This window comes from Subtercola frigoramans (genome assembly GCF_016907385.1).
In the GTDB taxonomy this organism is placed as follows: domain Bacteria; phylum Actinomycetota; class Actinomycetes; order Actinomycetales; family Microbacteriaceae; genus Subtercola; species Subtercola frigoramans.
Window position 1 is genome coordinate 1,785,825 of the sequence record NZ_JAFBBU010000001.1, and the last position, 24,037, is coordinate 1,809,861.

A 24,037-nucleotide genomic window follows, 5' to 3' on the forward strand; every position below is an offset into this window, starting at 1 on the left:
TCACGGAAGTCGACACCACCGACAAGCCTAACCAATCCGCTGGGCGACTTTGCACGTCGGCGGTATCTCCAAGCCATTGGAGGAATACACTGGATGTTTGGGTCTGGCGGGCAAGGTACCTGTCACCGGAAGGATCGCCTCAATGGCACTCGAGAACGACACGTGGGCTCCCGACTTCGAGCTGTCGAACCAATACGGCGAGAAGGTCAGGCTGAGCCAGTTCCGGGGCGTCAAACCGGTCGTGCTGGTCTTCTACCCACTGGCATTCTCCGGCGTGTGCACCGGGGAGCTCTGCGCCCTTGAAGACAACATTGCGATGTTCCGCGACAACAGCGTCGAGCTCATCGGCATCTCGGTCGACTCGAAGTCGACTCTCCGTGCCTGGAGTGACCAGAAGGGGTTCGACTTCACCCTGCTTGCCGACTTCTGGCCGCACGGCGATGTCGCCAAGGAGTACGGCGTGTTCCTCGAGGAGAAGGGCTTCTCCAACCGCGCCACGTTCGTCATCGACACCAAGGGAATCATCCGCGCGAGCTTCATCACGGCCCCAGGCGAAGCCCGCTCGATCGAGGCCTACCGCGCGGCACTTGAAGAACTCGAGCCCGCAGGCGTGTAGGGTTTCGGGTGCAGTAGATTTGCATCACCAGGGCCTTTAGCTCAGCTGGTAGAGCGCCACGTTTACACCGTGGATGTCATCGGTTCGATCCCGGTAGGGCCCACTCCATCCAGCAGTGAAGGGCTTATATTTTGAAAATATAAGGACTATGCTTATGGGTATGTCTTCTGATCTGCCGGTCGCCGTCGTGATCGACCTCGTCAAGTCACGGCAGATTACTGAGCGCAGATCGGCGCAGGTTCAGATCGAGACCGCGTTCGCCCTCGTCAACTCTCTCGTGATCCCTGTGCAGCCGCTCGAGGCCACGGTCGGCGATGAGTTCCAGGCCGTGTACGAATCTGTGTCAGCAGCACTCGAGGCGACTCTTCTCGCCCGCCTTGCCCTGCCAGCAGGAATCGACTGCCGGTTCGGCATGGGGAGCGGCGAACTGTGGTCAGTCGGCACGGGGGCGACGGGGCCGCTGCAGGACGGGCCCGGCTGGTGGCTGGCGCGCGAAGCGATCAATGAGGCTCATGTGCGCGAGGATGCCCGTACTCCGAGCCTGCGCAGCTGGTACCGGAGCGATGACCAGCGATACCCTGAAGCGGTGGTCAACGCGCAGCTGCTCGTCCGCGACCAGGTGGTCGGGGCGATGAGCGACCGCGCGCGGCGCATCACGCTCGGAACATTCCGAGGGTTGTCGCAAGCCGAACTCGCGGCGTCGGAGCAGATCTCGCAGTCCGCTGTCTCGCAGTCTCTTCGGCGTTCGGGGGGCTCGGCGCTGGTTTCATCGCTGGAGCTGTTCGCTGCGGGAGCCGCCTGATGCTCGCCGCAGTGCTGCTGCTTCTGGTCGGAACGGCCGACCTGGCTCGTTCTGGTCGCCGCTTCGAGGCCGCTCGTGTCGCGATTCCGCTCGCGTGGCTCGTCATCGCCCTGCTCGCTGCGACGGGGCTCGGCACGCCGTGGTGGTCACTTCTGGCTCCGCTCGTGATCGCGAGCGCGTGGCTTCTGACCACAACGACACTGGAGCACGTGAAGCCGCCGTCTGGACTCTGGCCGGTGGCAGGGTTGGGGGCCGCGCTCCTGCTCCTGCTGGCCATCGACACCACAGGCCAGTCCGCGTCAGGCTTCCTGGTTCAGTGGCACGCGGACGCTCCCGTCGATGCACTTCACCAGGCCTCGTTGACCACCATCGTGCTCGGCTTTTCGGCGGCCGTCTTTCTCACCGAGAGCAGCAACGTCGTTGTGCGGGCGAGCCTGCACCGAACCCCACCAGTGGCCGCCAGCGGAAGGGCAAACAAGGCGTCCTCGTCCGGTGGGCCCGACGATATCGACCTCTCCGCAGCAGACCTCCGCGGCGGCCGGCTGATCGGCCCATTGGAACGCCTGCTCATCGTCACGCTGGCCCTCGCCGGAATGTATCCCATCGTCGCCGCACTGATCGCGGCGAAGGGAATCGTGCGTTTCCCTGAGATCTCCAAAGACGGCCCCTCGGGATCGAAAGCCGAGTATTTTCTTGTGGGCAGCCTCGTCAGCTGGTCGATCGCGGTCGCCATCGGCGGGCTGCTCTGGATATCAGCCCACGGCTGATAATCGCTGGATATGAGCAAGGAGCTTATGACGTTTTCATTCGAACACCTGAAGCGTTGGCCCGACGCCGAAGCTGCGAACCTGTTCGCCGTCGACGCGAGCGACCGGCTGATCGTCGATGAGGCCGATGAAGCGCTCAGCGAGGTGAGCGGCAGCGAGACGGTCGTGATCGGCGACCGGTATGGAGCGCTGACGCTGGGGGTGGCCTCGCGACACAATGCCACAGGCATCCGCACCCAACAGGACTGGCTGACCGGCGAGCAGGCACTCGCGAACAACGCCAGGGCCGCCGGTCTCGAAGCCAGCTATCGCAGCCTGCCACTCGGTGCAGAGCTCCTGGCCGGAGCCAAGGTCGTGCTCCTGCAGCTGCCCCGAAGCCTCGCAGAGCTCGACGAGGTGGCGGACCTCATCGCACGGTTCGCCGACCCCACGGTGACCGTCTACGCCGGGGGCCGCATCAAACACATCACCCTGGCGATGAACGAGGTGCTCGGCGCCTCGTTCGACACGGTCTCTGCCACGAGAGCGCGCCAGAAGTCTCGGGTGCTTGTTGCGTCGAATCCCCAGGCGACACCGGATGATCGGCCCTACCCGAAGCGCGAATTCCATGCCGAACTCGGGTTGACCGTGGCCGCGTACCCGGGTGCCTTCGCCGGCACCTCCCTTGACATCGGCACGCGTTTCCTGCTCGATTTTCTCGGGCAGGTCTCGCCTTCAGCACACTCCGTCATCGATCTGGGGTGCGGAACGGGCATCCTCGCCGCCGCCATCGCGAAACAGCGGCCCGACCTGCAGGTACTGGCGACCGACCAGTCGCAGGCCGCCGTAGAGTCGGCGAGAGCCACGATGGCAGCCAACGGCCTCGCCGATCGCGTCACGGTCGTGCGCGACGACGGGCTCGCATCCCAGCCCGATGCGAGCACCGATGCCGTGCTGTGCAACCCGCCGTTCCACGTCGGGAGCACAGTTCACACCGGCGTCGCCCTGTCGCTCTTTCGCGATGCAGGCCGGGTTCTCGTGCCGGGTGGCCAGCTGTTCACCGTCTTCAATTCGCATCTCGCCTACCAGTCAGATCTGCGACGCCTCGTGGGGCCGACAACCGTGCTGGGGCAGAATGCGAAGTTCACGGTGACGGTTTCGACCAAGCGGTGAGCGGCCCACACTCTAGGCTGGGGGCTGTGCTGTATTCCGTTCGCGACGTCAACGCTGTCATTGAGGGTCTCTGGCCCATCGAGCACGCCGAGCCGTGGGACTCGCCGGGGCTCGTCTCCGGTTCGCCAGAGGAGGAGGTCACGAGCATCCATCTCGCCGTCGACGCCGTAGCCGAGACTGTCGACGAGGCCGTGGCTTCCGGTGCCGGGCTGTTGCTGGTTCACCACCCGCTGCTCTTCCACGGGGTGACAACCATCGCCGAGACAACGTACAAGGGTGCCATGCTCGCCCGTCTCGTTCGGGGCAACTGTGCACTGGTGGCAGCCCACACGAACGCAGACATCGTCGAGAACGGGGTGTCAGCGGTGATCGCCGATCGCCTGGGGCTGATGGATGCTGTTCCCCTCGTTGCCGGAACGGTGCCTGGCACGGGGCTCGGTCGCGCCGGTACTCTCGCCCAGCCGGTCACCCTCGGGCGACTCGCTTTGGAACTCGCCGAGATCCTGCCCGCAACCGCAACCGGCGTGCGCGTCGCTGGTGCCTACGACACCGTGGTCTCGAGGGTGGCGCTCTGCGGTGGCGCAGGCGACTCGCTGCTGTCCACTCCCGAGGTGCAGGCGGCCGACGTCTACATCACCTCCGACCTCCGCCACCACCCCGTTTCAGAGGCTCGCGAGCAGGCCGCTGTGGGTGGCGGCCCTGCGCTCATCGACGTCTCACACTGGGCCAGCGAGTGGCTGTGGCTCGAAGTCGCGGCTGAGCAGCTCCGGGCGGCCCTGCCGGGGGTCGTCGTGACGGTGAGCGATGTTCGAACCGACCCCTGGGACTTCGTCGTCACCCAGTGACCGGGATTCCCTCTTCCTGAACCTCAGGGTCGCCTCATCGGCGCCATCACAGACACTGGTCACACGAACCGACGGCCAAACCTTGCACCTCACCACCGCTCACTGAAGGATTGAACCCATGAAAGCTCCCGTCTCCGAGCAACGCACGCTGCTCGACCTCCAGGCTGCTGACACCCGGATCGCTCAACTGGCTCACCGGGCGAAAACGCTCCCTCAGCAGAAGCGGCTCGATGAACTCGCCGCCCAGATCGGCGCCGTGTCACACCGCCTTGCCGGCACGAACGGCGAGCTTGAAGACGCCCAACTGGAGATCTCCCGGGTGGAATCCGACGTCGAGGTCGTTGCGGCCCGCCTGGCCCGGGATCGCTCACGACTCGAGACGAGTTCGTCGACCAAGGACATCCAGGGTCTCGAACACGAGATCGCCTCTTTGGTGAAACGCCAGTCCGATCTCGAAGACATCGAACTCGCGGTGATGGAGCGCATGGATGAGATCAACAGCCGCCTCGCCGTGATCATCGAGGAGATGGCCGTCCTGGTGGCCGAGCGTGACGAGTTGACGGTGTCGCGCGACGCCGATCTGGCCGCGATCACGTCCGAGCTCGCCGGAGTGCAGTTGAACCGCGACCTGATCGCTGGGGGAGTCGGCGACGAATTGCTGGCCCTCTACAACCGCCAGCGAGAGCGATACGGCATCGGAGCTGCACTTCTCACTCGGGGTATCTCGATGGGGAGCAACGTCAAGTTGCACGAATCCGACTTGGCGAAGATCCGTGCCGCGGCGCCTGACGACGTCGTCATCGACCCCGACAGCAGCTGCATCCTGGTGCGCACCGAGGAATCAGGGCTGTAAGAACCGGCCGGATTCAGTCACGGGGTGCCGGGTCTGGGTTGAACCGGTACCCGAGGCCCGGCTCGGTGATGAAGTACCGGGGCCTCGACGGGTCGGGCTCGAGCTTCTTTCGCAGCTGGGCGAGATAGAGGCGCAGATACCCGTCTTCGGAGCTGTAGGCAGCGCCCCACACGGTGGTGAGCAGGTGGTGCTTGGTCACGAGTCGGCGAGGGTTACGAACCAGCACCTCGAGAATGTGCCATTCGGTGGGAGTGAGTTTCACAACGTCGGGCGCGGCCGGGGCGTCTGCGCCTCGGGCAGTGTCGCTTTGAGCAGGGTTGCCCCGGGCCTCCGCCGTCTCGTGCCGCACTTCGTGCCTCACTTCGTGGGCGGCCAGGTCGACCACGATGTCGCCGAAGCGCACGATGGGTTCGTCGACTCCCGCGACAGTGCGCCGGGTGAGGGCGCGGATGCGGGCCAGCAGTTCATCGACGGCAAAGGGTTTTGTCACGTAGTCGTCGGCTCCGGCGTCGAGCGCGTCGACCTTGTCGGCAGAATCGCTTCGGCCACTCACCACGAGAATCGGAACGGCACTCCAGCCGCGAATGCCCTCGATCACCTCGATTCCGCTGAGCCCCGGCAGGCCCAGGTCGAGTACGACAAGTTCGGGTGGATGCTCGGCAGCCCTCTTCAGCGCGGCTTCACCTGTCGAGGCGAGGTCGACGTCGTACCCGCGTGCCGACAGGTTGATGCGCAGGGCGCGAAGGATCTGCGCGTCATCGTCGACGATCAACACCCTCATGACGCTGCCACCTCCAGGGTGTGCACGGGAGCGTGCCGCCCGGGGCGGAGTGAGACGACCATGGTGAGCCCACCGCCCGGAGTGACCTCGGCTTCGAGCGTGCCGCCCATCGCCTCGACAAAACCGCGGGAAAGAGCGAGCCCCAGGCCCACGCCGGTGGTGTTGTCGGTGTCACCCAGCCTCTGGAAGGGCTGGAAGGCATCCGTAAGCCGATCGTCGGGGATCCCCGGGCCCTGGTCGATCACCCGGAGCTCGACCGTGTCGGCGAAGGCGCTGCCCGAGAGGATGGGAGCCTGGCCAGACGGAGCATAGCGCAACGCATTCGACAACAGATTCACCAGAACCCGCTGCAGCAGCGCCGGGTCGCAGATCACCGGCGGCAGGTGGGGGGAGACGTTCACGACGACTGCTCCGGCGACCACGTGGAGTTCATCGAGGGCCAGTGGCACTATCTCGTCGAGACCCACTTCAGAATTGGCGACGGCCAGCACACCGGCCTGCAGCCGACTGACGTCGAGCAGGTTGCTCACCAGGTCGGCCAGGGTGAGCAACGACTCTTCAGCAGTTCGCAACAGGTCGTCACGGTCTGCGTCGCTCCACTGCACCTCCTGGCTGCGTAGGCTCGAGACGGCAGCAGTCGCCGACGACAGGGGTGTGCGCAGGTCGTGACCCACCGCGGCGAGCAGAGCCGTGCGCATACGATCGGCCTGCTCGAGGGGTTTGATGTTCTCTGCCTCGGCAGTCAGCCGGCGCTGAACAAGCGCGGATTCGATCTGCGAGAGGAAGGCGGCCAGAATGCGGCGGTCGGAGGCCTGCAGCACACGGCCGGTGAGAACGAGCCGCGCCGACTCGGAGAGATCGAACACGGTCGTGGTCGTGAGGGGCTCTGCGACAGCTTTTCTCTGCGTTTGCTTTCTCTGGGGTTGCACCGGCACGCCGGAGCTCGCCGCTTCGTAGAGCACCTCGCCGTCGGATTCGAGCAGCACCGAATCGAGGGAGAAGACCTCACGCAGGCGGTCGATGAGCGCCTGCAGGGCATCCTGGCCCCGGAGCACGCTGCCCGCGACCGTCGCGAGCGTCTCTGCCTCGGAGGCGCTGCGCCTGGCCGCCCGGGAGCGCCGCGCCGAGGAGTCCACGACCACACTGACGAGCACGGCGACCACGAGAAAGATCACCAGGGCGAGAAGATGCCGCGGGTCGTTGATGGTCACGGTGTACAGCGGTGCCACGAAGAAGAAGTCCAGCAGGAGGCCAGCGAGCACGGCCGTGGGAACGGCGGGTCTCAGACCGCCGACGAGGGCGACGATCACAATGAGCAACTGGTAGAGCAGCACGTCGCTGGTGATGGTCTCGTCGCTGCGGATGGCCGACAGGCCGAGAGTGAGCAGCGGCAGCCCAAGCAGCGCAAGTGCGCCGCCCATGAGCTGTCGCCTGATGGTCAGTGCCCCGCCCAGCCTCGGCAACGCGAGGCTTCCTGCTGCAGCGTGCGTCACGATGTGCACGTCGATGTCACCCGATTCCCGGATGACCGTGGCCCCGATTCCCGCACCAGTGAGCAGTGCCGTGAGTCTCGACCGGCGGCTCACCCCGATGACGAGCTGGGTGGCGTTGGCGCCCCTCGCGAAGTCGACCAGGGCCGTCGGGGTGTCGTCGCCGACCACGTGGTGGTACTCGCCGCCGAGTTGTTCCACCAGGGTGCGCTGGGCGGCCAGGGAACCGGGGTCGGCTGCGGCGAGGCCGTCTGCGCCGCTCACATGCACCGCGAGCAACTCGCCTCCGCTCGAGCGGGCGGCGATGCGGGCACCGCGACGAACGAGCGTCTCGCCCTCCGGCCCGCCGGGCAGCGCGACGACGACCCGTTCGCGGGCCTCCCACTTCTGCCCGATGCCGTGTTCGCTGCGATAGGCCTTGAGTGCAACATCCACCTCGTCTGCCAGCCAGAGCAGCGCGAGTTCACGGAGAGCAGTGAGGTTGCCGAGCCGGAAGTAGTTCGACAGGGCGGCGTCGATCGTGCCGGCCGGGTAGACGAACCCGCCGGAGAGCCGGGCGCGCAGCGCCTCTGGTGCGAGGTCGACGAGCTCGATCTGGTCCGCAGCCCGGAGGATCGAGTCGGGGATGGTCTCCTTCTGCGCGATGCCCGTGATCGTCTCGACGACATCGTGCAGGCTGTCGATGTGCTGGATGTTCACGGTCGACATGACGTTGATGCCGGCGTCGAGCAGCATCCCGACGTCGAGCCAGCGCTTGGGATTGAGTGAGCCGGGCGCGTTGGTGTGGGCGAGTTCATCGACCAGCGCCCACTGTGGTGCCCGCGTTATGAGTCCTTCGGCGTCGAACTCGTCGAGGGCGACGGAGCGGTGATCGACTCTTCTGCGCGGGAAGACTTCGAGCCCCTCGACGAGCTTTGCCGTGCCTTCCCGACCGTGTGTCTCGACGATGCCGACCACCACGTCGAGACCCTGGTCTCGCAGGCGACGCCCTTCTTCGAGCATGGTGAAGGTCTTGCCGACCCCGGGTGCCGCGCCGAGGTAGACGTGCAACAAGCCTCTGACCACGAATCCAGCCCAATCTGTGAAGTGCGGCTCTGTGAAGTGCGGCGCGCCTGCAGGGCTGCCGTGCGGGTGACCTGCTGTTACTTCAGTGCGTCCAGGGCGATGTTGAGCCGCAGCACGTTGACGGTCGGCTCACCGATGTAGCCCAGATCTGCGCTCTGAACGAACGATTCGACAAGTTTCGCCACCTCAGCTTCGGGAAGATCTCTGGCCGCGGCTACTCGCGCCACCTGCTCACGAGCGTACTCCGGGCTGATGTGCGGATCGAGCCCCGACGCAGACGCAGTCAAGGCGTCTGCCGGAATCGAAGCGGGGTCGACGCCGTCGCTCGCAGCGATGGCTGCCTTGCGATCTGCAATGGCCTGCACCAGCTTGTCGCTGTTGGGCCCGAGGTTCGAGCCGCTCGATGCGCTTCCGTCGTAGCCGTCGCCTGCGGCAGAGGGCCGCGACTGGAACCACTGCGGCAACGCGACACCGTCGGAATCGGTGAAGCTCTGGCCGATGAGGATCGATCCGACGACGCTGCCGTTCACCGAGATGAGTGAGCCGTTGGCCTGCGCCGGGGCGATGAGCTGGCCGACCCCGGTGACCACCAGCGGGTAGACGATGCCGAGTGCAACGGTCATGATCAGGAAGAGCCTGATGCCGACCCAGTACTGCCTCAGTGTTGCGTTGCGTTTGCTCATGAGAGCCTTCTCGATTCTGACTGTGGTGCGGTGGATGTGTCGACGTGGGCGTTCATCAGGAGAGCCCCGGAATCAGGCTGATGAGCAGATCGATGAGCTTGATGCCGATGAAGGGCGCGATGATGCCGCCCAGCCCGTAGATCAGCAGGTTGCGGTTCAGGATGCTCGAGGCCGATGCCGCGCGGTACTTCACTCCGCGCAGCGCAAGCGGTATCAGCGCAACGATCACCAGGGCGTTGAAGATGATCGCCGAGAGGATCGCCGAAGCCGGCGACGAGAGCTGCATGACGTTCAGCACCGCGAGCGACGGGAACGCGACCGTGAACATGGCCGGGATGATGGCGAAGTACTTCGCCACGTCGTTCGCGATCGAGAACGTGGTGAGTGAGCCGCGGGTGATCAGCAATTGCTTGCCGATGCTCACGATGTCGATCAGCTTGGTCGGGTCGGAGTCGAGGTCGACCATGTTGCCGGCCTCCTTCGCCGCCGAGGTGCCGGTGTTCATCGCCACGCCGACGTCGGCCTGGGCGAGGGCCGGGGCATCGTTGGTGCCGTCGCCGGTCATCGCGACCAGGTTTCCACCCTCCTGCTCGCGCTTGATGAGCTCCATCTTGTCTTCGGGCGTTGCTTCGGCGAGAAAGTCGTCGACGCCCGCCTCCTCGGCGATGGCCCGTGCGGTGAGCGGGTTGTCTCCGGTGATCATCACCGTGCGGATGCCCATGCGACGCAGATCGGCGAAACGGGCAGCCAGGCCCTCCTTCACGATGTCTTTCAGGTAGATGACACCGAGCACCTGCGCCTGCCCCGAGGCCGACTTCTCGGCGACCACCAGTGGCGTGCCGCCGGCCTGGGCGATGTCGGTGACGATCTGGTCGAGCTCGGCGATCAGCGCCGGGTTCTGTGGCGCACCCTCGGCGACCCAGGCGGCGACCATGGAGCCGGCACCCTTGCGCACCTGGGTGCCGTTGTCGTAGTCGACCCCGCTCATCCGGGTCTGTGCGGTGAACGGAACCGCAACGCCGTCGCTCGCTTCAGGTACAGGAAGCCCGAGCGCGCGGGTGAGATCGAGCACCGACTTTCCCTCGGGAGTCGGGTCGCTGAGCGAGGAGGCACTTGCGGCCGCGGCCAGCCTCGACACCGTGACTCCGGTGACGGGGCGGAATTCGGCGGCCTGCCGGTTGCCATAGGTGATGGTTCCGGTCTTGTCGAGCAGCAGGGTGGTCACGTCTCCCGCAGCCTCGACGGCACGACCCGACATGGCGAGCACGTTGTGCTGCACCAGTCTGTCCATGCCGGCGATTCCGATGGCAGAGAGCAGGGCCCCGATGGTGGTGGGGATCAGGCACACCAGCAGGGCGACGAGCACGATGAGCGACTGCGCAGCGTTCGAGTAGTCTGCGATCGGGTTGATGGTGAGAACGACCAGAAGAAACACGATGGTCAGGCTCGACAGCAGGATGCTGAGGGCCAGCTCATTCGGCGTCTTCTGCCTCGATGCGCCCTCGACCAGCCTGATCATCCTGTCGACGAAGGTGTGGCCGGGCTTGCTGGTGATCGTGACGACGATGCGGTCGGAGAGCACGCGTGTACCACCTGTGACGGCACTGCGGTCTCCGCCCGATTCGCGAACCACTGGAGCGGATTCGCCGGTGATGGCCGATTCGTCGACCGAGGCGATGCCCCAGACGATGTCGCCGTCGCCGGGGATGAGTTCGCCTGCGGTGACCACGATCGTGTCACCGAGTGTCAGATCAGCGGAGGCGATCTGGGTGACCAGCGCCTTCTCTGCACTCGGGTCGCTCACCGGATTGTACTCGATGCGGTTGGCCAGGGTGCTTGTGCGAGTCGCCCGGAGGCTGCTCGCCTGTGCCTTGCCCCGGCCTTCGGCGACCGACTCTGCAAGGTTTGCGAAGATCACCGTGATCCAGAGCCAGATCGCGATCGACCAGGCGAAGAGAAGCGATGTCGGCGAGGCAGATGCGGAGGAATCTGCGCTGAGGAACGGCTGCGAGATGGCCAGCACGGTCGTGAGGAGCGCACCGATCTCGACGATGAACATGACCGGGTTCTTGTACATGAGCCGCGGGTCGAGTTTCTTCAACGCGCCCGGCAGTGCGTCGAGCAGCTGGCGTGGGCCGAAGGGGGCCGATCGTGTGGCGTGGGTGGTCGATGGCTCCTGGGGAGCCGTGGCGCGTGCTGCGGTGTCTGTCGACATGGTTATTGCAGCCCTTCCGCTAGGGGACCTAGCGCTAGAACGGGGAAGTAGGTGAGAGCGGAGACGAGCAGCAGCGTGCCGATCGTGAGAACGACGAACTGGGGGCGGTGGGTCGGGAGTGTTCCAGCCGTTGCGGGCACTTTGCCCTGCGAGGCGAGCGAGCCGGCGAGGGCGAGGACCAGCACGATCGGGATGTACCGGCCAAGGAGCATGGCCGCCCCGAGCGCCGTGTTGAACCACGGCGTGTTCGCGGTGAGGCCGGCGAACGCCGAACCGTTGTTGTTCGCCGCAGAGGTGAAGGCGTACAACACTTCGGAGAAGCCGTGCAGCCCGGTGTTCGCCATCGAGGTGCCCGTCACCGAGTCCCGCACGGCGGGAATGGCGAAGCTGAGGCTGGTGCCGATGAGCACGAGCGCGGGCGTCGCGAGAATGTAGAGGCTCGCGAGTTTGATCTCCCGGGTGCCGATCTTCTTACCCAGGTACTCCGGCGTGCGACCGACCATGAGCCCGGCGACGAAGACCGCGATGATGGCGATCACCAGAATGCCGTAGAGCCCGGAGCCGGTGCCACCCGGTGCCACTTCACCCAGCATCATGTTGACGATCGCGAGGCCACCGCCGAGCCCGGTGAAGCTGTCGTGCATACTGTTGACAGCGCCCGTCGAGGTGAGCGTGGTCGACGTCGCGAAGAGCGACGACAAGACGGTTCCGAAACGCTCCTCCTTGCCTTCCATTGCTCCGCCGGCAGCGGCGGTCGCCGTGCCGGCAAGTGAGGATTCGGCCCAGACCATGAGGGCTGATGAGGCCACCCAGATCGTCGCCATCGCGCCGAGGATGGCGTACCCCTGGCGGTTGTCGCCCACCATCTTGCCGAAGGTGCGCGGCAGTGAGAAGGGGATGACCAGCAGCAGGAAGATCTGGAACAGGCTTGTCCAGGCCGTCGGGTCTTCGAACGGGTGCGAGGAGTTGGCGTTGAAGAACCCACCACCGTTCGTACCGAGCTCCTTGATGGCCTCCTGGGAAGCGACCGGGCCGCCGGGCAGCGTCTGCGTACCGCCCGTGATCGTGGCCACATCCTGGAAGCCGTTGACGTTCTGAATGACCCCGCCCACGATGAGCACGATTGCGGTGACGAAGGCGAGCGGCAACAGAATGCGCAGGATGCCCCGGGTGAGGTCGACCCAGAAGTTGCCGATCGTCGTCGAGTTCTTGCGGGCAAACCCGCGAACCAGGGCGATGGCGACGGCGATGCCGAGCGCCGCCGAGACGAAGTTCTGCACCGTCAGCCCGATGAGCTGCACGGTGTACCCCATGGTCGCCTCGGGGGAGTAGGACTGCCAGTTCGTATTGGTGACGAAGGAGATGGCCGTGTTCCACGAGAGCGACTCTTCGACGGCCGGCAGACCGAGCGCCCAGGGCAGGAACTCCTGCAGCCGCTGGATCGCATAGAGGAAGACGACGCCGATCACCGAGAAGAGCAGAACGCTCCGGAGGTATTTCGGCCAGGTCTGGTCGGAGCTCGAGTCGACTCCGATGACCTTGTACAGCCCTCGCTCCACACGCAGGTCCTTGCCCGAGCTGTAGGTGTGGGCCATGTAGTCGCCGAGCGGCCGATAGGCCAGTCCCAGGGCGATGATGAGAGTACCCAGCTGGGCGACGGTGAGCCAGACGTTACCCATCAGAACCTCTCTGGTTTGATGAGGGCGTAGACGCAGTAGAGAACCGCCGCGACGCCGAGAACAACGCTGATGATGCCGAAGACGATCACAGCTTCTGCACCCCTCGCGCGATCAGGGCCACGAGGCCGAACAAGACCACGATGCCGAGTAGGTAGGCGATATCAAGCACGGAATGCTCCCAAGGCTCAAGCGGGCTGCACGGTCTGCGGCTTTCTGCGTGACCGGGCAGGCGTGGTGATGACCACTGATCGATCACACACCCGCCGGGCATCCGGATGCCCGTTCCTAACGGCTTCCTAACACCAGCCGCACGATCCCTAACACGGCGCAGCACTTTCGGCGGAGATCCGGGCCTATGCACACCTCTGCGGCGCCACCTGCGCTCAGCTCCGCCCGAAGTGCAGCACGGTAGGCTGGTGCACGCGAATGGGTCGGCAAGACGGTCGCGTTGGCTCGAGCATCCGTCGTTCTGCGACAGGTGTGACAGTCACCGAGGAACGTCCGGGCTCCGCAGAGCAGGGCGGTGGGTAACACCCACCCGGGGCAACCCGAGAGAACAGTGCCACAGAAAACAGACCGCCCCTGGCTCCTTCGGGAGCCTGGTGGTAAGGGTGAAACGGTGGTGTAAGAGACCACCAGCTGCCATGGTGACATGGCTGGCTAGGTAAACCTCGCCCGGAGCAAGGTCAGACAGAAGGCGATACGGCTGCTCGTCGTGTCTTCGGGTAGACCGCTGGAGGCGTGCGGCAACGTACGTCGTAGATAGATGGCCGTCCATGGGTTCGTGCGTTTCGCAGGGGCCCAAGACAGAACCCGGCGTAGCAGCCGGCCCATTCGCCCCCCCCCCCGCTGGTTGAGTAGCGGAATGCGCAGCATTGTGCGTATCGAAGCCCCATGTTCTCGGCACATTCAATAGGGGTCGAAACCGGATAGCGTGGGGGTTTCGATACGTCGCTGCGCGACTACTCAACCAGCGATCGTGTTGGCGCCGGCGAGCACCTTCGGCTCGAGTGCCAGCGTCGCTGCGCCGAGGATTCCCGCGTTGTTGCGGAGCGTCGCGGGCACCATCGCCGTGTTGATCGAGATCTTCGGCAGGAACTCCTCGTAGCTCTTCGAGACGCCGCCACCCACGATGAAGAGGTCGGGCCAGAGCAGCTTCTCGAGTTCGGCGTAGTAGGTCTGCAGGCGCGCTGCCCACTGCACCCAATTCAGGTCGTCGCGCTCCTTTGCCGCGTACGAGGCTTTCGTCTCGTAGTCGACGCCGTCGATCTGGATGTGGCCGAGCTCCGCATTCGGAATCAGCACGCCGTTGTAGATGATGGCCGTGCCGATGCCCGTTCCGAGGGTCGTCATGATGATCAGGCCGTTCTTGCCCTTCGCTGCGCCGAAACGCACTTCGGCGTACCCGGCCGCGTCGGCATCGTTCACGAAGGTGATGTCGCGCTTCAGAGAGGTTTCGAACAGCTTCTCCGCTTCGAGGCCGATCCACTTCTTCGACACGTTCGCCGCAGACATGGTCTTGCCGTTCTGCACGACAGCCGGAAAACAGACACCGATGGGGGCGTCGGCGGGAGCATCCGGCAGCGACTTCAGAATCTTCTCGACGGTCTCGACGATGTCTTTCGGCTTGCCGCCCTCGGGGGTGTCGAGTTTGATGCGGGCACTCAGGAGTTCGCCGGTCGACGTGTTCACAATCGCGCCTTTGATACCGGTGCCCCCGATGTCGATCCCGATGGCGATGTGTGCTGCCGAATCGTCGGTCATCTGTGCTCCCTTGTCATTCGGGTCTCTTCTGCGAGACGCATGCGAGTCTATTCTGCAGGTCGGCATCGCCTGGGGGCGACACACGGCCGGATGATCGGCCGAGCCATGGCGCGTCGGCTACGCCTGTGGTAGCGCCGCCGGGTGCCGAGCCGCTGTCACCGTAGGGTCAGTGTCACGGCAGGGTCAGGACTTCGGCACCCCGTTCGGTGACGACCAGAGTGTGCTCGAACTGGGCGCTGAAGGACTTGTCGCGCGTCAGGACCGTCCAGTCGTCGCTCCAGAGCTCCCACGCCTGCGAACCGAGGGTGAGCATGGGCTCGATGGTGAACACCATTCCCACCTCCATGATGTCGGTGAAACGATCAGTGTCGTAGTGGGGGATGATCAGGCCGGAGTGGAACTGCTCGCCCACACCGTGGCCGGTGTAGTCGCGAACCACGCCGTACCCGAACCGTTTGGCGTACGACTCGATGGCCCGGCCGATCACGTTGACCTGGCGACCGGGGGCGACGGCCTTGATGCCCCTGTTCATCGCCTCACGGGTGCGTTCGACCAGCAGTCGCACCTCCTCGCTCGGCTCACCGGCGAAGAAGGTGGCATTCGTATCGCCGTGCACGCCGTTCTTGTACGCCGTGATGTCGATGTTGACGATGTCGCCGTCGTCCAGAACCGTGGAGTCGGGGATGCCATGACAGATGACCTCGTTCACCGAGGTGCAGAGCGATTTCGGGTAACCGCGGTAGCCGAGGGTGGAGGGGTACGCGTCGTTCGCGATCAGAAAATCGTGGCCCAGGGCATCCAGCTCATCGGTCGTGACGCCCGGCGCGACGTGCTGGCCGACCCACTCGAGTGCCTGTGCGGCAATCCGCGACGATTCGCGGATGTCGGCGATGCGTTCGGGGGAGTAGACGTCGCTCTTGCCGCCTTCATCGGGATCTCGTCGGCCGACGTATTCGGGGCGCTCGATCGTCGAAGGAACGCTGCGAAGGGGAGAGACTCTCCCTGGCGTGAGGTGGCCGGAGGAGTCTTTGGGCATAGGCTCTATCGTAGTTGAGGCCCCTCCGGCGACGAATGCCGGTCAGGCCGTCGTGCACCTTGGGAGAACACATGTCAGCCGACCCGTCGCAGCAGTACTGGTACAACATCACGACCGGTGAGGTGGAGTTCGGTTACGTCTCCCCAGCCCCCGAGCGCGTGGGGCCGTTCCCGACCAAGGTCGAGGCCGAGCACGCGCTCGAGACCCTGCGGGCCAACAGCGCCAAATGGGCTGAAGAAGACGCCGCGAACGACTAACGCGCCGCTGGCAAGCGTGGCGACTACCGGCCCGTGAACTTCTCCATCGTCGTATAGAGGTGGAAGACGCGGTCGGCCATCTGGTCCCAGATCGCGGTCGGCAGCAATCCCTTCGTGACCTTGGCGATGTGCACACTCCACGGCATCAGCAGCAGGGGCTTTCCGGCGAGCATCGAGGTCCAGACACGGTCGACCACGTACTCCGGCGTCATGATCGGGGTGAGCACCGGGCCGCGCGCGCCGGCGAACATTCCGGTCGAGATGTAGCTGGGGGCGACCGTGGTCACGGCGACGTGGCGGTGACCCTGCTGCACCAGTTCGAGTCGCAACGAGTCGCTCCAGCCGATCACTGCCCACTTCGAGGAGGCGTAGACGCTCATCCGCGGGTTCGAGATCATGCCAGCGGCAGAGGCGATGTTCACGATCCGTGCGGGCCGGTTTCCCGCGATCATCCGGGGCAGGAACGCCCGCGTCACGAGCATCGGGCCCAGTGCGTTGATGCGCATCGTCTCGATGATGTCTGAGTCGATGTCGTGCTCCCAGAAGTACTTGCCGCGAACGATTCCAGCGTTGTTGATGAGAACGTCGGGTCCGCCGACTTCGGCAAGCACCCGTTCGGCGTTCTCGGCGATGCTCGTCGGGTCACCGATGTCAACCTGATAACTGTGTACGCGGCTCCGGCCGGGTTCAGCGTTGAGCCGCGCAGCGATCGTTTCGAGCTTCTCGCCATTGCGGTCCCAGAGAATCACGTCGAGCGCGCCTTCGGCCACGGCTCGCTCCGCATAGAGCAGGCCCATGCCGCTCGCTGCCCCGGTGATCAGCACACGGGCGTGGGCCACCGTACGTTTTGTTGCCACCGGTCTACTCCTCGTATTCGTGTTCGGGTGCAGGGTACGCGCCCGAGGCGACGTCTGCCCGGTAGGCCGTCACGGCCTCGGTCAGCACCTTGGTGAGATTCGCGTACTGCTTGACGAACCTCGGGGTGCGACCCTGCGAGAAGCCGGCGAAGTCGGTCCACACCAGCAGTTGCCCGTCGGTATGCGGCCCTGCACCCACACTGATCGTCGGAATGCGGAGTTCTGCGGTGACGCGGGCGGCGACCGCGCTCGGCACCATCTCGAGAACGACGGCGAACGCACCCGCGTCTTCGACCGCATGAGCGTCGGCGAGCAGGGCTTCAGCGCCTTCGCCCCTGCCCTGGATGATGTGCCCACCCAGCCCGTGTTCACTCTGTGGGGTGAAGCCGATGTGCCCCATCACGGGAATACCCGCATCGACGATGCGCCGGATCTGCGCGGCACTCCGAACTCCGCCCTCGAGCTTGACCGCGTGGGCGTGGGATTCCTTCATGAAGCGCACGGCCGTGTGCAGCGCGTCATCCGGGCCGCCTTCATATGAACCGAACGGCATATCTGCAACCACGAGTGCTCGCGACACCGCACCTGCAACTGCTCGTGTTAGTGGAATGAGATCGTCGACGGTGACGGGGAGGGTGGTCTCGTAGCCGAAGACGTTGTTTCCGGCTGAATCGCCGACCAGGAGGAAGTCGATGTCGGCGGCGTCGAAGATCGCGGCCGACAACTGGTCATAGCTGGTGAGGCCGACGATCGGTGTTCCGTTCTCCTTCGCGGTTTGAAAGTGTCGCGTGCGAACGCGCTTGCGAGGGGACTGCTCCGTCATGTCTTCAGTCTACCGAGCGGTCCTGACTGAGCAGCGCTGGTTGAGTAGCAGTGCAGCTGCGTATCGAAACCCCCACGCGTCTCGGGTTTCGATACGCACGGCTTCGCGACGCTACTCAACCAGCGATCAGACGTCAGACGGGCGATACGTGATGGGAAGGCGGCGGTCGCGCCCGAACGCGGTGCGCGAGATCTTCGTGCCGATCGCGCTCTGCCGCCTCTTCCACTCCGAGTGGTCGACGAGCCCGACGATCCGGTCGACGGTCTCCGGGTCGAAACCGCGGTCGACCAGCTCTGCACGGCCGAAACCGCCGTTGATGTAGTCCTCGAGCAAGGCGTCGAGAACGTCGTACTCCGGCAGTGAATCCTGGTCGGTCTGGTCGGGTCGGAGCTCGGCCGACGGCGGTTTGCTGATCGAGTTCTCAGGAATGGGTGGTGTCTCGCCGCGGCGGGCCGCGAATGCATTCCGCCACCGCGAGAGCTCCCAGACCAGCATCTTCGGCACATCCTTCAGTGGGGCGAAACCCCCCACCGAGTCGCCGTAGATGGTCGAGTAGCCCACAGCGAGTTCGCTCTTGTTGCCCGTGGTGAGCACGAGGTGCCCGATCTGGTTCGACAGGCCCATCAGAATGATGCCCCGGATGCGCGCCTGCAGGTTCTCTGCCGCCACGCCGTCCAGCGACAGCTGGGTCTCGATGGGGGCGACGAGCTCGGCAATCGCCTGGGTCTCGTAGTGGAGCCCGATCCGTTCGGCCAGGTCGTCTGCGTCGGATCGCGAGTGGTCGGAGGACCACTGGCTCGGCATCGAGACGCCGTACACGTTGTGCGCTCCGATGGCATCGGCCGCCATGATCGCGCAGACCGAGGAGTCGATACCGCCGGAGAGCCCGAGGATGACCGAACGGAACCCGTTCTTGCGCACGTAGTCGCCGAGCCCGAGAACGAGGGCGTTCCAGATCTGCTCCAGCTCGTCGGGCACGACCGCGATGTCGCCGGAGATCGGGGTCTGCGAATCAGACAGCGATCCCGTCGGTGGGAGCTCGAGGTCGACCCGAACGACATTCTCGGGCAACTCCACGTTGCTCGCGGCCTCTGCCTCGACGTCGACGACGAGCAGATGGGGCGCGAACTGCGGTGCGCGGGCGACGATCGTGCCCGCGCGGTCGACGACGACGCTGTCGCCATCGAAGAGCAGATCATCCTGGCCGCCGACGATGTTGACGTACGCAACGATGGTGTCGTTCTCGACCGCGCGCCGGGTCACGAGGGGGAGCCGCACCTCGTTCTTGTCACGCTCGTACGGCGAGGCGTTGATCACCAGCAGCACGCCGGCATCGGCCGAAGCCACGCTGTTGACCGGCCCGCCGTCTTGCCACAGGTCTTCGCAGATGATGAGGGCAACGTCGACTCCGCGCAGGCGAAGCACCAGCAGGTCGTCGCCCGGAATGAAGATGCGGTACTCGTCGAAGACCGAGTAGTTCGGCAGGTGGTGCTTGGCGTAACGGGCCTGCACGGCCCCGTTCTGCAGCACGCTGGCCACGTTCTGGGCGATCGCTGTGGGCGCATTGCTGGTTGTGAAGCGACGCGGTTCGAACGGCCCGTCGGGATGCCCGACCACCACCACCACGTCACCGAGCCCTGCCTCGGCGAGCTCTTCAGCGAGTGCGGCGATGCGGGTGCGGCACGCGGCCAGGAACGACGGACGCGAGGCGAGGTCCTCGATCGGGTAGCCGGAGAGGGCCATCTCCCCGAAGGCGACCAGGTCGGCCCCGGCGTCTCTGGCCCGGCGAACGGCGGCGACGATCTCGAGGGAATTGCCTCGGAGGTCACCGACAATGGGGTTGGTTTGGGCCAACGCTAAGCGAAGTCTCGGCATAGCCACTAGCCTAATAGCGGCAGAAGTACGTGCCGGAAAGAGGATCGAATTGTCGATGGATAAGCAGCGTGACTTCGTTCTTCGAACCATTGAAGAACGTGGCGTGAAGTTCGTTCGACTCTGGTTCACCGATGTGATCGGCACTCTCAAGTCGGTGGCCATCGCTCCCGCCGAGGTGGAGGGCGCGTTCGCGGAGGGCCTGGGATTCGACGGCTCGGCGATCGAGGGCCTCACCCGCTCGTTCGAGGCAGACGTGCTCGCGCATCCCGACCCCACGACCTTCCAGATCCTGCCCTGGCGAGGCGAGGTCGACCCGACTGCCCGCATGTTCTGCGACATCACCACGCCAGACGGCCAGCCCGCTGTGGCAGACCCTCGCAACGTGCTCAAGCGCACTCTCGCCAAAGCCGGCGAGCGTGGGTTCTCGTTCTACACGCACCCCGAGATCGAGTTCTACCTGCTCAAGTCGAGCGAGGTCGGCCCGAACGGCCCCGAGCCGGTGGACAAGGCCGGGTACTTCGACAATGTGCCCGGCGGCACGGCACACGACTTCCGTCGACGTTCGGTGCGGATGCTCGAAGACCTCGGTATCTCGGTGGAGTTCTCGCACCACGAGGCCGGCCCCGGCCAGAACGAGATCGACCTACGCTACGCCGATGCGCTCACCACGGCCGACAACATCATGACCTTCCGCACCGTCATCAAAGAGGTGGCGATCGAGCAGGGCGTGTATGCGACGTTCATGCCCAAGCCGCTCTCCGGCCACCCCGGTTCGGGAATGCACACCCACCTCTCGCTCTTCGAGGGCGACTCCAACGCGTTCTTCGAGGCCGGTGCCGAGTACCAGCTCTCGAAGGTCGGGCGCCAGTTCATCGCCGGGCTGCTGAAGCACGCACCCGAGATCACAGCCGTGACGAACCAGTTCGTCAACTCGTACAAACGACTGTGGGGCGGGGGAGAGGCCCCGAGCTTCGTCTGCTGGGGCCACAACAACCGCTCGGCTCTTGTGCGCGTGCCGTTGTACAAGCCGAACAAGGGCCAGAGCTCGCGCATCGAATACCGTGCCATCGACTCGGCCGCGAACCCGTATCTCGCCTATTCGTTGCTACTGGCCGCGGGGCTCAAGGGCATCGAAGAGGGCTACGAACTGCCGCCGGAGGCCGAAGACAACGTCTGGGCCCTCAGTGATGCTGAACGGCGTGCACTCGGCTACAGCGCTCTGCCGGCGAGCCTCGACCAGGCGATCTCCGAGATGGAGAACTCCGAACTCGTCGCCGAGACGCTCGGCGAGCACGTGTTCAACTACGTGCTGCTGAACAAGCGCCAGGAGTGGGCTTCCTACCGCGACCAGGTCACCCCGTTCGAGTTGCAGAGCAACCTCGAAATCCTCTGAGAGCGCCGCGTCTCCCACCATGGCGAGGGTCCAGACCACACTCACCGATCTCGCCCGTGTCGGTTTCTCCCAGCTCTCGCAGGCTCCGGCCGACCTTGAGGTCGCAACCGAGCTGGGGGCTGTGGAGCTCGGAGAACTGCTGGCATCACTCCGGTTGACCGCCGACCCCGACCAGGCGCTGTCGTCGTTGGTGAAGCTTCTGCGGCTGGCCCAGGCGCCGATCAGGCTGCTCCTGGAGAGCGAGCAGAGCCGCACGCGGTTATTGAGGGTGATTGGCGTCTCGCGCGGGTTCGGCGACTTCTTTCTCCGGCACCCGGAAGAGCTGGATTGCCTGGCCAATCGTCTTGCGGTGCTGCCCGGGTTATCTGAACTCGAGACGGAACTCCTGGACTCGGTCGGCGCGATCGACGGTTTCGCAACCGTCTCCGGCGACGCGGCGTACACCCGGCTGCGCGTGCGCTACCGGCGCATCCTCGCGCAGGTGACGGCGTTCGACCTCGAACAGGTTGACCCGGTGCGGGGAGTCGACGCGATTGCCGACACGCTCGCCGACCTGGCGTCGGCCGCGCTTGACGCCTCACTCGCCTGTGCTCGTGCCCGAGCATCCATCAAGGGCGAAAGCCGCTGGCTGTTCCCGCAAGACGAAGTCGCGGCGGCCAGGCTCTCCATCATCGGAATGGGCAAGGCCGGTGCACAGGAGCTCAACTACGTCAGCGACGTCGACGTCATCTTCGTGGGCGAGGGCGACGAGGAGGCGGGGCTCAGTACCTCGAGGGCCATCGACATCGCAACGGCCCTCGCCATGATGACCATGCACGGCATCATGGAGACCGGGCTGGAACCGGCGCTCTGGGAGGTCGACCCCAACCTGCGGCCGGAGGGCAAGGCCGGGGCTCTCGTTCGGTCTCTCGAATCGCACCTCGCGTATTACGACCGCTGGGCCAAGAGCTGGGAATTCCAGGCTCTGCTGAAAGCCAGGCCCCTGGCCGGCGACCTCGAGCTCGGTGGCAGGTACGTCGATGCCGTCAGGCCCAAGGTCTGGAATAGCGCGTCACGGGAGGGTTTTGTCGGCTCGGTGCAGGTCATGCGCCAGCGGGTCACCGAGCACATCCCCGACGACGAGGTCGAGTACCAACTGAAGCTCGGCCCGGGCGGGCTTCGGGACATCGAGTTCACCGTGCAACTTCTGCAACTCGTTCACGGCCAGAACGACCCGATGGTGCGACAGGGCGCGACGCTGCCCGCCCTCGTGGCACTCGCAGACCAGGGGTACATCGGGCGCATCGAGGCGCAGGAGTTCTCGCAGGACTACCGCGTGCTGCGCCTGATGGAGCATCGCCTGCAGCTGCGCGATCTGCGGCGCACGCACCTCGTGCCCCGCGACGAGTTCGAACAGCGGGTGCTGGCACGGGCTACCGAGCTCGCGCCCAGCGCCGCGGCGTTGCTCACCCTGTGGGGCGAGATCAAGGTGCGCGTTCGAACCCTGCACGAACGATTGTTCTACCGGCCTCTCCTCGCCGCCGTCGCGGCACTCGGGCCCGATGAACTCAGCCTCACCAGCGAACAAGCCGTCGCTCGACTTGCCGCCATCGGCTTCCAGGATCCGAGGGGCGCACTCGCCCACATCGCGGCGATGACCGCGGGGGTCTCCCGGCGCGCCGCCATCCAGCGACACCTTCTCCCGGTGATGCTGCAGTGGTTCGCCAACGGCGCAGATCCCGACTACGGGCTGCTCGCCTTCCGGCGCCTGAGCGACACTCTCGGCGAGACCTACTGGTACCTCCGGATGCTCAGGGACTCCTCAGGCGCCGCATCACGCCTCACGCAGGTACTCTCTGGCTCCCGTTTCGCCGGAGAACTGCTCGAGCGGATCCCCGAGGCGGCGGCGTGGCTCGAGAACGACCACGAACTCCGCCCTCGCCCGTTAGCGGTACTGGCAGGGGAGACGGCGGCCATCATCGCCAGGCACGACACCCCCGACGCCGCCGCGGCCGCTCTTCGGCATGCGCGGCGTCGGGAGGTGCTGCGCCTCGCCTTCGGAGCGATTCTCGGCCTACTCACCGTCCAGGAGCTGGCGCGCGGCCTGACCGACATCACCACGGTGCTGATCGAGGGTACCCTCGGGCTCATCCGCCAGGCAGCGGCCCCCGCATCGGGCGACGGTATTGAGTTCGCTGTCATCGGAATGGGCCGGTACGGCGGGCGTGAGATCGGCTTCGGCTCCGACACCGACGTGATGTACGTCTACCGGGCAAAGACGGTCGACGGTGAGACCGCCCAGTCGGTGGCGAGGTTCATCGTCAACGAGCTGGTTCGGCTCACCGAAGACCACCGGCTGCCCCTCGAACTCGACAACGACCTGCGCCCCGAGGGCAAGAACGGCATCGTCGTGCGTTCGCTCGATTCGTATCGCGCGTACTACTCGCGCTGGTCGCTCACCTGGGAGGCGCAGGCGTTGCTGAGGGCGCGAGGCGTTGCGGGCGACCCGGGCTTGATCGCCGATTTCGAGGCATTGGCTGACGAAGTCCGTTACCCTCACCAGATCGCCGAGACCGCTGTACGCGAGGTCAAACGCATCAAGGCCCGCGTTGAGAAGGAACGTCTGCCGCAGGGTGCAGACCCGGCTCGCCACCTGAAACTCGGTCGCGGGTCGCTGAGCGACGTCGAGTGGTACGTACAGCTGCTTCAGCTCGAACATGGTACCGATCATCCGGAATTTCAGACAACGTCGACTCTGGATGCCCTGCAGGCCGAAGTCGAAGCCGGGTACATCGACCCTGCTGACGCCCAGAAGCTCCTCGATGCCTGGATCTTCGCCTCACGCGCCCGGTCGGCGATGACGCTCTGGACGAACCGCACTGCCGACGTTCTGCCGATGGATCGTCGTGCGCTCGACGGGGTGGCTCGGCTGCTCGAGTACGCGCCCGGATCGGCCACAGCCCTCGAAGAGGACTACCTTGCGGTCACCCGGCGGGCGAGGGCGGTCTTCGAACGGGACTTCTACGGCGAGCTATAGCCTCCACCGGGGCTGAGCGGTACGGTCGGAGCTGACGTCGCATCCCCGCAATACGTTGCCACAGTGGC

The 24,037-nt window shown here is 65.4% G+C and carries 20 protein-coding genes, 1 tRNA gene and 1 other RNA gene; 11 read left to right on the forward strand and 11 right to left on the reverse strand.

What is annotated here, in order from left to right; genetic code table 11:
- Positions 1–142: 142 nt before the first annotated feature.
- From JOE66_RS08450 to JOE66_RS08480, 7 genes are all read left to right on the forward strand, one after another.
- Positions 143–616 carry a peroxiredoxin gene (locus JOE66_RS08450; protein ID WP_205108490.1) on the forward strand — a complete coding sequence of 158 codons (474 nt, stop codon included), beginning with the start codon at positions 143–145 and terminating at the stop codon, positions 614–616.
- A 30-nt stretch (positions 617–646) separates the two neighbouring features.
- A tRNA-Val gene (locus JOE66_RS08455) sits at positions 647–719 on the forward strand.
- A 57-nt stretch (positions 720–776) separates the two neighbouring features.
- Complete coding sequence (locus tag JOE66_RS08460; RefSeq protein WP_205108493.1) at positions 777–1,418, forward strand: SatD family protein; 642 nt, start codon at positions 777–779, stop codon at positions 1,416–1,418.
- On the forward strand, positions 1,418–2,185 hold the full coding sequence (locus JOE66_RS08465) for a hypothetical protein (RefSeq protein WP_205108495.1): 768 nt from the start codon (positions 1,418–1,420) through the stop codon (positions 2,183–2,185). The genes JOE66_RS08460 and JOE66_RS08465 overlap by 1 nt, the downstream gene beginning before the upstream one ends.
- A 27-nt stretch (positions 2,186–2,212) precedes the next feature.
- Positions 2,213–3,337 (forward strand): class I SAM-dependent methyltransferase, encoded by a 1,125-nt coding sequence (locus JOE66_RS08470; protein ID WP_239518262.1) that lies wholly within the window; start codon positions 2,213–2,215, stop codon positions 3,335–3,337.
- A 26-nt stretch (positions 3,338–3,363) separates the two neighbouring features.
- The gene (locus JOE66_RS08475; RefSeq protein ID WP_205108499.1) at positions 3,364–4,182 is read left to right on the forward strand and encodes a Nif3-like dinuclear metal center hexameric protein; all 819 of its coding nucleotides are present in this window, start codon (positions 3,364–3,366) and stop codon (positions 4,180–4,182) included.
- A 118-nt stretch (positions 4,183–4,300) separates the two neighbouring features.
- A complete protein-coding gene (locus tag JOE66_RS08480) occupies positions 4,301–5,035 on the forward strand; it encodes a zinc ribbon domain-containing protein (RefSeq protein WP_205108501.1) in 735 nt (244 codons plus the stop codon).
- 13 nt (positions 5,036–5,048) lie between these two features.
- Here the strand turns inward: JOE66_RS08480 and JOE66_RS08485 are convergent, their stop codons facing one another.
- The 6 genes from JOE66_RS08485 to kdpF form a co-directional block, all read right to left on the reverse strand.
- Positions 5,049–5,816 (reverse strand): response regulator, encoded by a 768-nt coding sequence (locus tag JOE66_RS08485; protein ID WP_205108503.1) that lies wholly within the window; start codon positions 5,814–5,816, stop codon positions 5,049–5,051.
- Complete coding sequence (locus JOE66_RS08490) at positions 5,813–8,371, reverse strand: DUF4118 domain-containing protein (protein WP_205108505.1); 2,559 nt, start codon at positions 8,369–8,371, stop codon at positions 5,813–5,815. The genes JOE66_RS08485 and JOE66_RS08490 overlap by 4 nt, the downstream gene beginning before the upstream one ends.
- A 77-nt stretch (positions 8,372–8,448) precedes the next feature.
- On the reverse strand, positions 8,449–9,054 hold the full coding sequence (gene kdpC, locus JOE66_RS08495; protein ID WP_205108507.1) for a potassium-transporting ATPase subunit KdpC: 606 nt from the start codon (positions 9,052–9,054) through the stop codon (positions 8,449–8,451).
- 55 nt (positions 9,055–9,109) lie between these two features.
- Complete coding sequence (kdpB, locus tag JOE66_RS08500) at positions 9,110–11,269, reverse strand: potassium-transporting ATPase subunit KdpB (protein WP_205108509.1); 2,160 nt, start codon at positions 11,267–11,269, stop codon at positions 9,110–9,112.
- Between the two features lie 2 nt (positions 11,270–11,271).
- Positions 11,272–12,948 (reverse strand): potassium-transporting ATPase subunit KdpA, encoded by a 1,677-nt coding sequence (gene kdpA / locus JOE66_RS08505; RefSeq protein ID WP_205108512.1) that lies wholly within the window; start codon positions 12,946–12,948, stop codon positions 11,272–11,274.
- Positions 12,948–13,037 carry a K(+)-transporting ATPase subunit F gene (gene kdpF / locus JOE66_RS17635; RefSeq protein WP_205108514.1) on the reverse strand — a complete coding sequence of 30 codons (90 nt, stop codon included), beginning with the start codon at positions 13,035–13,037 and terminating at the stop codon, positions 12,948–12,950. The genes kdpA and kdpF overlap by 1 nt, the downstream gene beginning before the upstream one ends.
- Positions 13,038–13,375: 338 nt before the next feature.
- On the opposite strand from kdpF, the gene rnpB reads away from it, so the two are divergent.
- Positions 13,376–13,785, forward strand: an RNA gene (rnpB, locus tag JOE66_RS08515) — RNase P RNA component class A.
- Between the two features lie 129 nt (positions 13,786–13,914).
- On the opposite strand, the gene ppgK is transcribed toward rnpB, so the two are convergent.
- Positions 13,915–14,712 carry a polyphosphate--glucose phosphotransferase gene (gene ppgK / locus JOE66_RS08520; protein WP_205108516.1) on the reverse strand — a complete coding sequence of 266 codons (798 nt, stop codon included), beginning with the start codon at positions 14,710–14,712 and terminating at the stop codon, positions 13,915–13,917.
- 172 nt (positions 14,713–14,884) lie between these two features.
- The gene (map, locus tag JOE66_RS08525; protein WP_205108518.1) at positions 14,885–15,748 is read right to left on the reverse strand and encodes a type I methionyl aminopeptidase; all 864 of its coding nucleotides are present in this window, start codon (positions 15,746–15,748) and stop codon (positions 14,885–14,887) included.
- A gap of 71 nt (positions 15,749–15,819) precedes the next feature.
- Here map and JOE66_RS08530 point away from each other — a divergent pair, with 71 nt between their 5' ends.
- Complete coding sequence (locus JOE66_RS08530) at positions 15,820–16,005, forward strand: SPOR domain-containing protein (protein ID WP_205108520.1); 186 nt, start codon at positions 15,820–15,822, stop codon at positions 16,003–16,005.
- A 23-nt stretch (positions 16,006–16,028) separates the two neighbouring features.
- On the opposite strand, the gene JOE66_RS08535 is transcribed toward JOE66_RS08530, so the two are convergent.
- The 3 genes from JOE66_RS08535 to JOE66_RS08545 form a co-directional block, all read right to left on the reverse strand.
- Positions 16,029–16,862 carry an SDR family NAD(P)-dependent oxidoreductase gene (locus JOE66_RS08535; RefSeq protein ID WP_307827122.1) on the reverse strand — a complete coding sequence of 278 codons (834 nt, stop codon included), beginning with the start codon at positions 16,860–16,862 and terminating at the stop codon, positions 16,029–16,031.
- A 4-nt stretch (positions 16,863–16,866) separates the two neighbouring features.
- Positions 16,867–17,685, reverse strand: coding sequence for a 3-methyl-2-oxobutanoate hydroxymethyltransferase (gene panB, locus JOE66_RS08540; protein ID WP_205108522.1), 819 nt, complete (start codon positions 17,683–17,685; stop codon positions 16,867–16,869).
- Positions 17,686–17,811: 126 nt separating this feature from the next.
- Positions 17,812–19,560 (reverse strand): NAD+ synthase, encoded by a 1,749-nt coding sequence (locus JOE66_RS08545; protein WP_205108524.1) that lies wholly within the window; start codon positions 19,558–19,560, stop codon positions 17,812–17,814.
- A gap of 55 nt (positions 19,561–19,615) precedes the next feature.
- Here JOE66_RS08545 and JOE66_RS08550 point away from each other — a divergent pair, with 55 nt between their 5' ends.
- Both JOE66_RS08550 and JOE66_RS08555 read left to right on the forward strand, forming a co-directional pair.
- Complete coding sequence (locus JOE66_RS08550) at positions 19,616–20,953, forward strand: glutamine synthetase family protein (protein WP_205108526.1); 1,338 nt, start codon at positions 19,616–19,618, stop codon at positions 20,951–20,953.
- A gap of 19 nt (positions 20,954–20,972) precedes the next feature.
- Positions 20,973–23,969: a bifunctional [glutamine synthetase] adenylyltransferase/[glutamine synthetase]-adenylyl-L-tyrosine phosphorylase gene (locus JOE66_RS08555; RefSeq protein ID WP_205108528.1), complete on the forward strand. Its 2,997-nt coding sequence runs from the start codon at positions 20,973–20,975 to the stop codon at positions 23,967–23,969.
- The last annotated feature ends 68 nt before the right edge of the window (positions 23,970–24,037 follow it).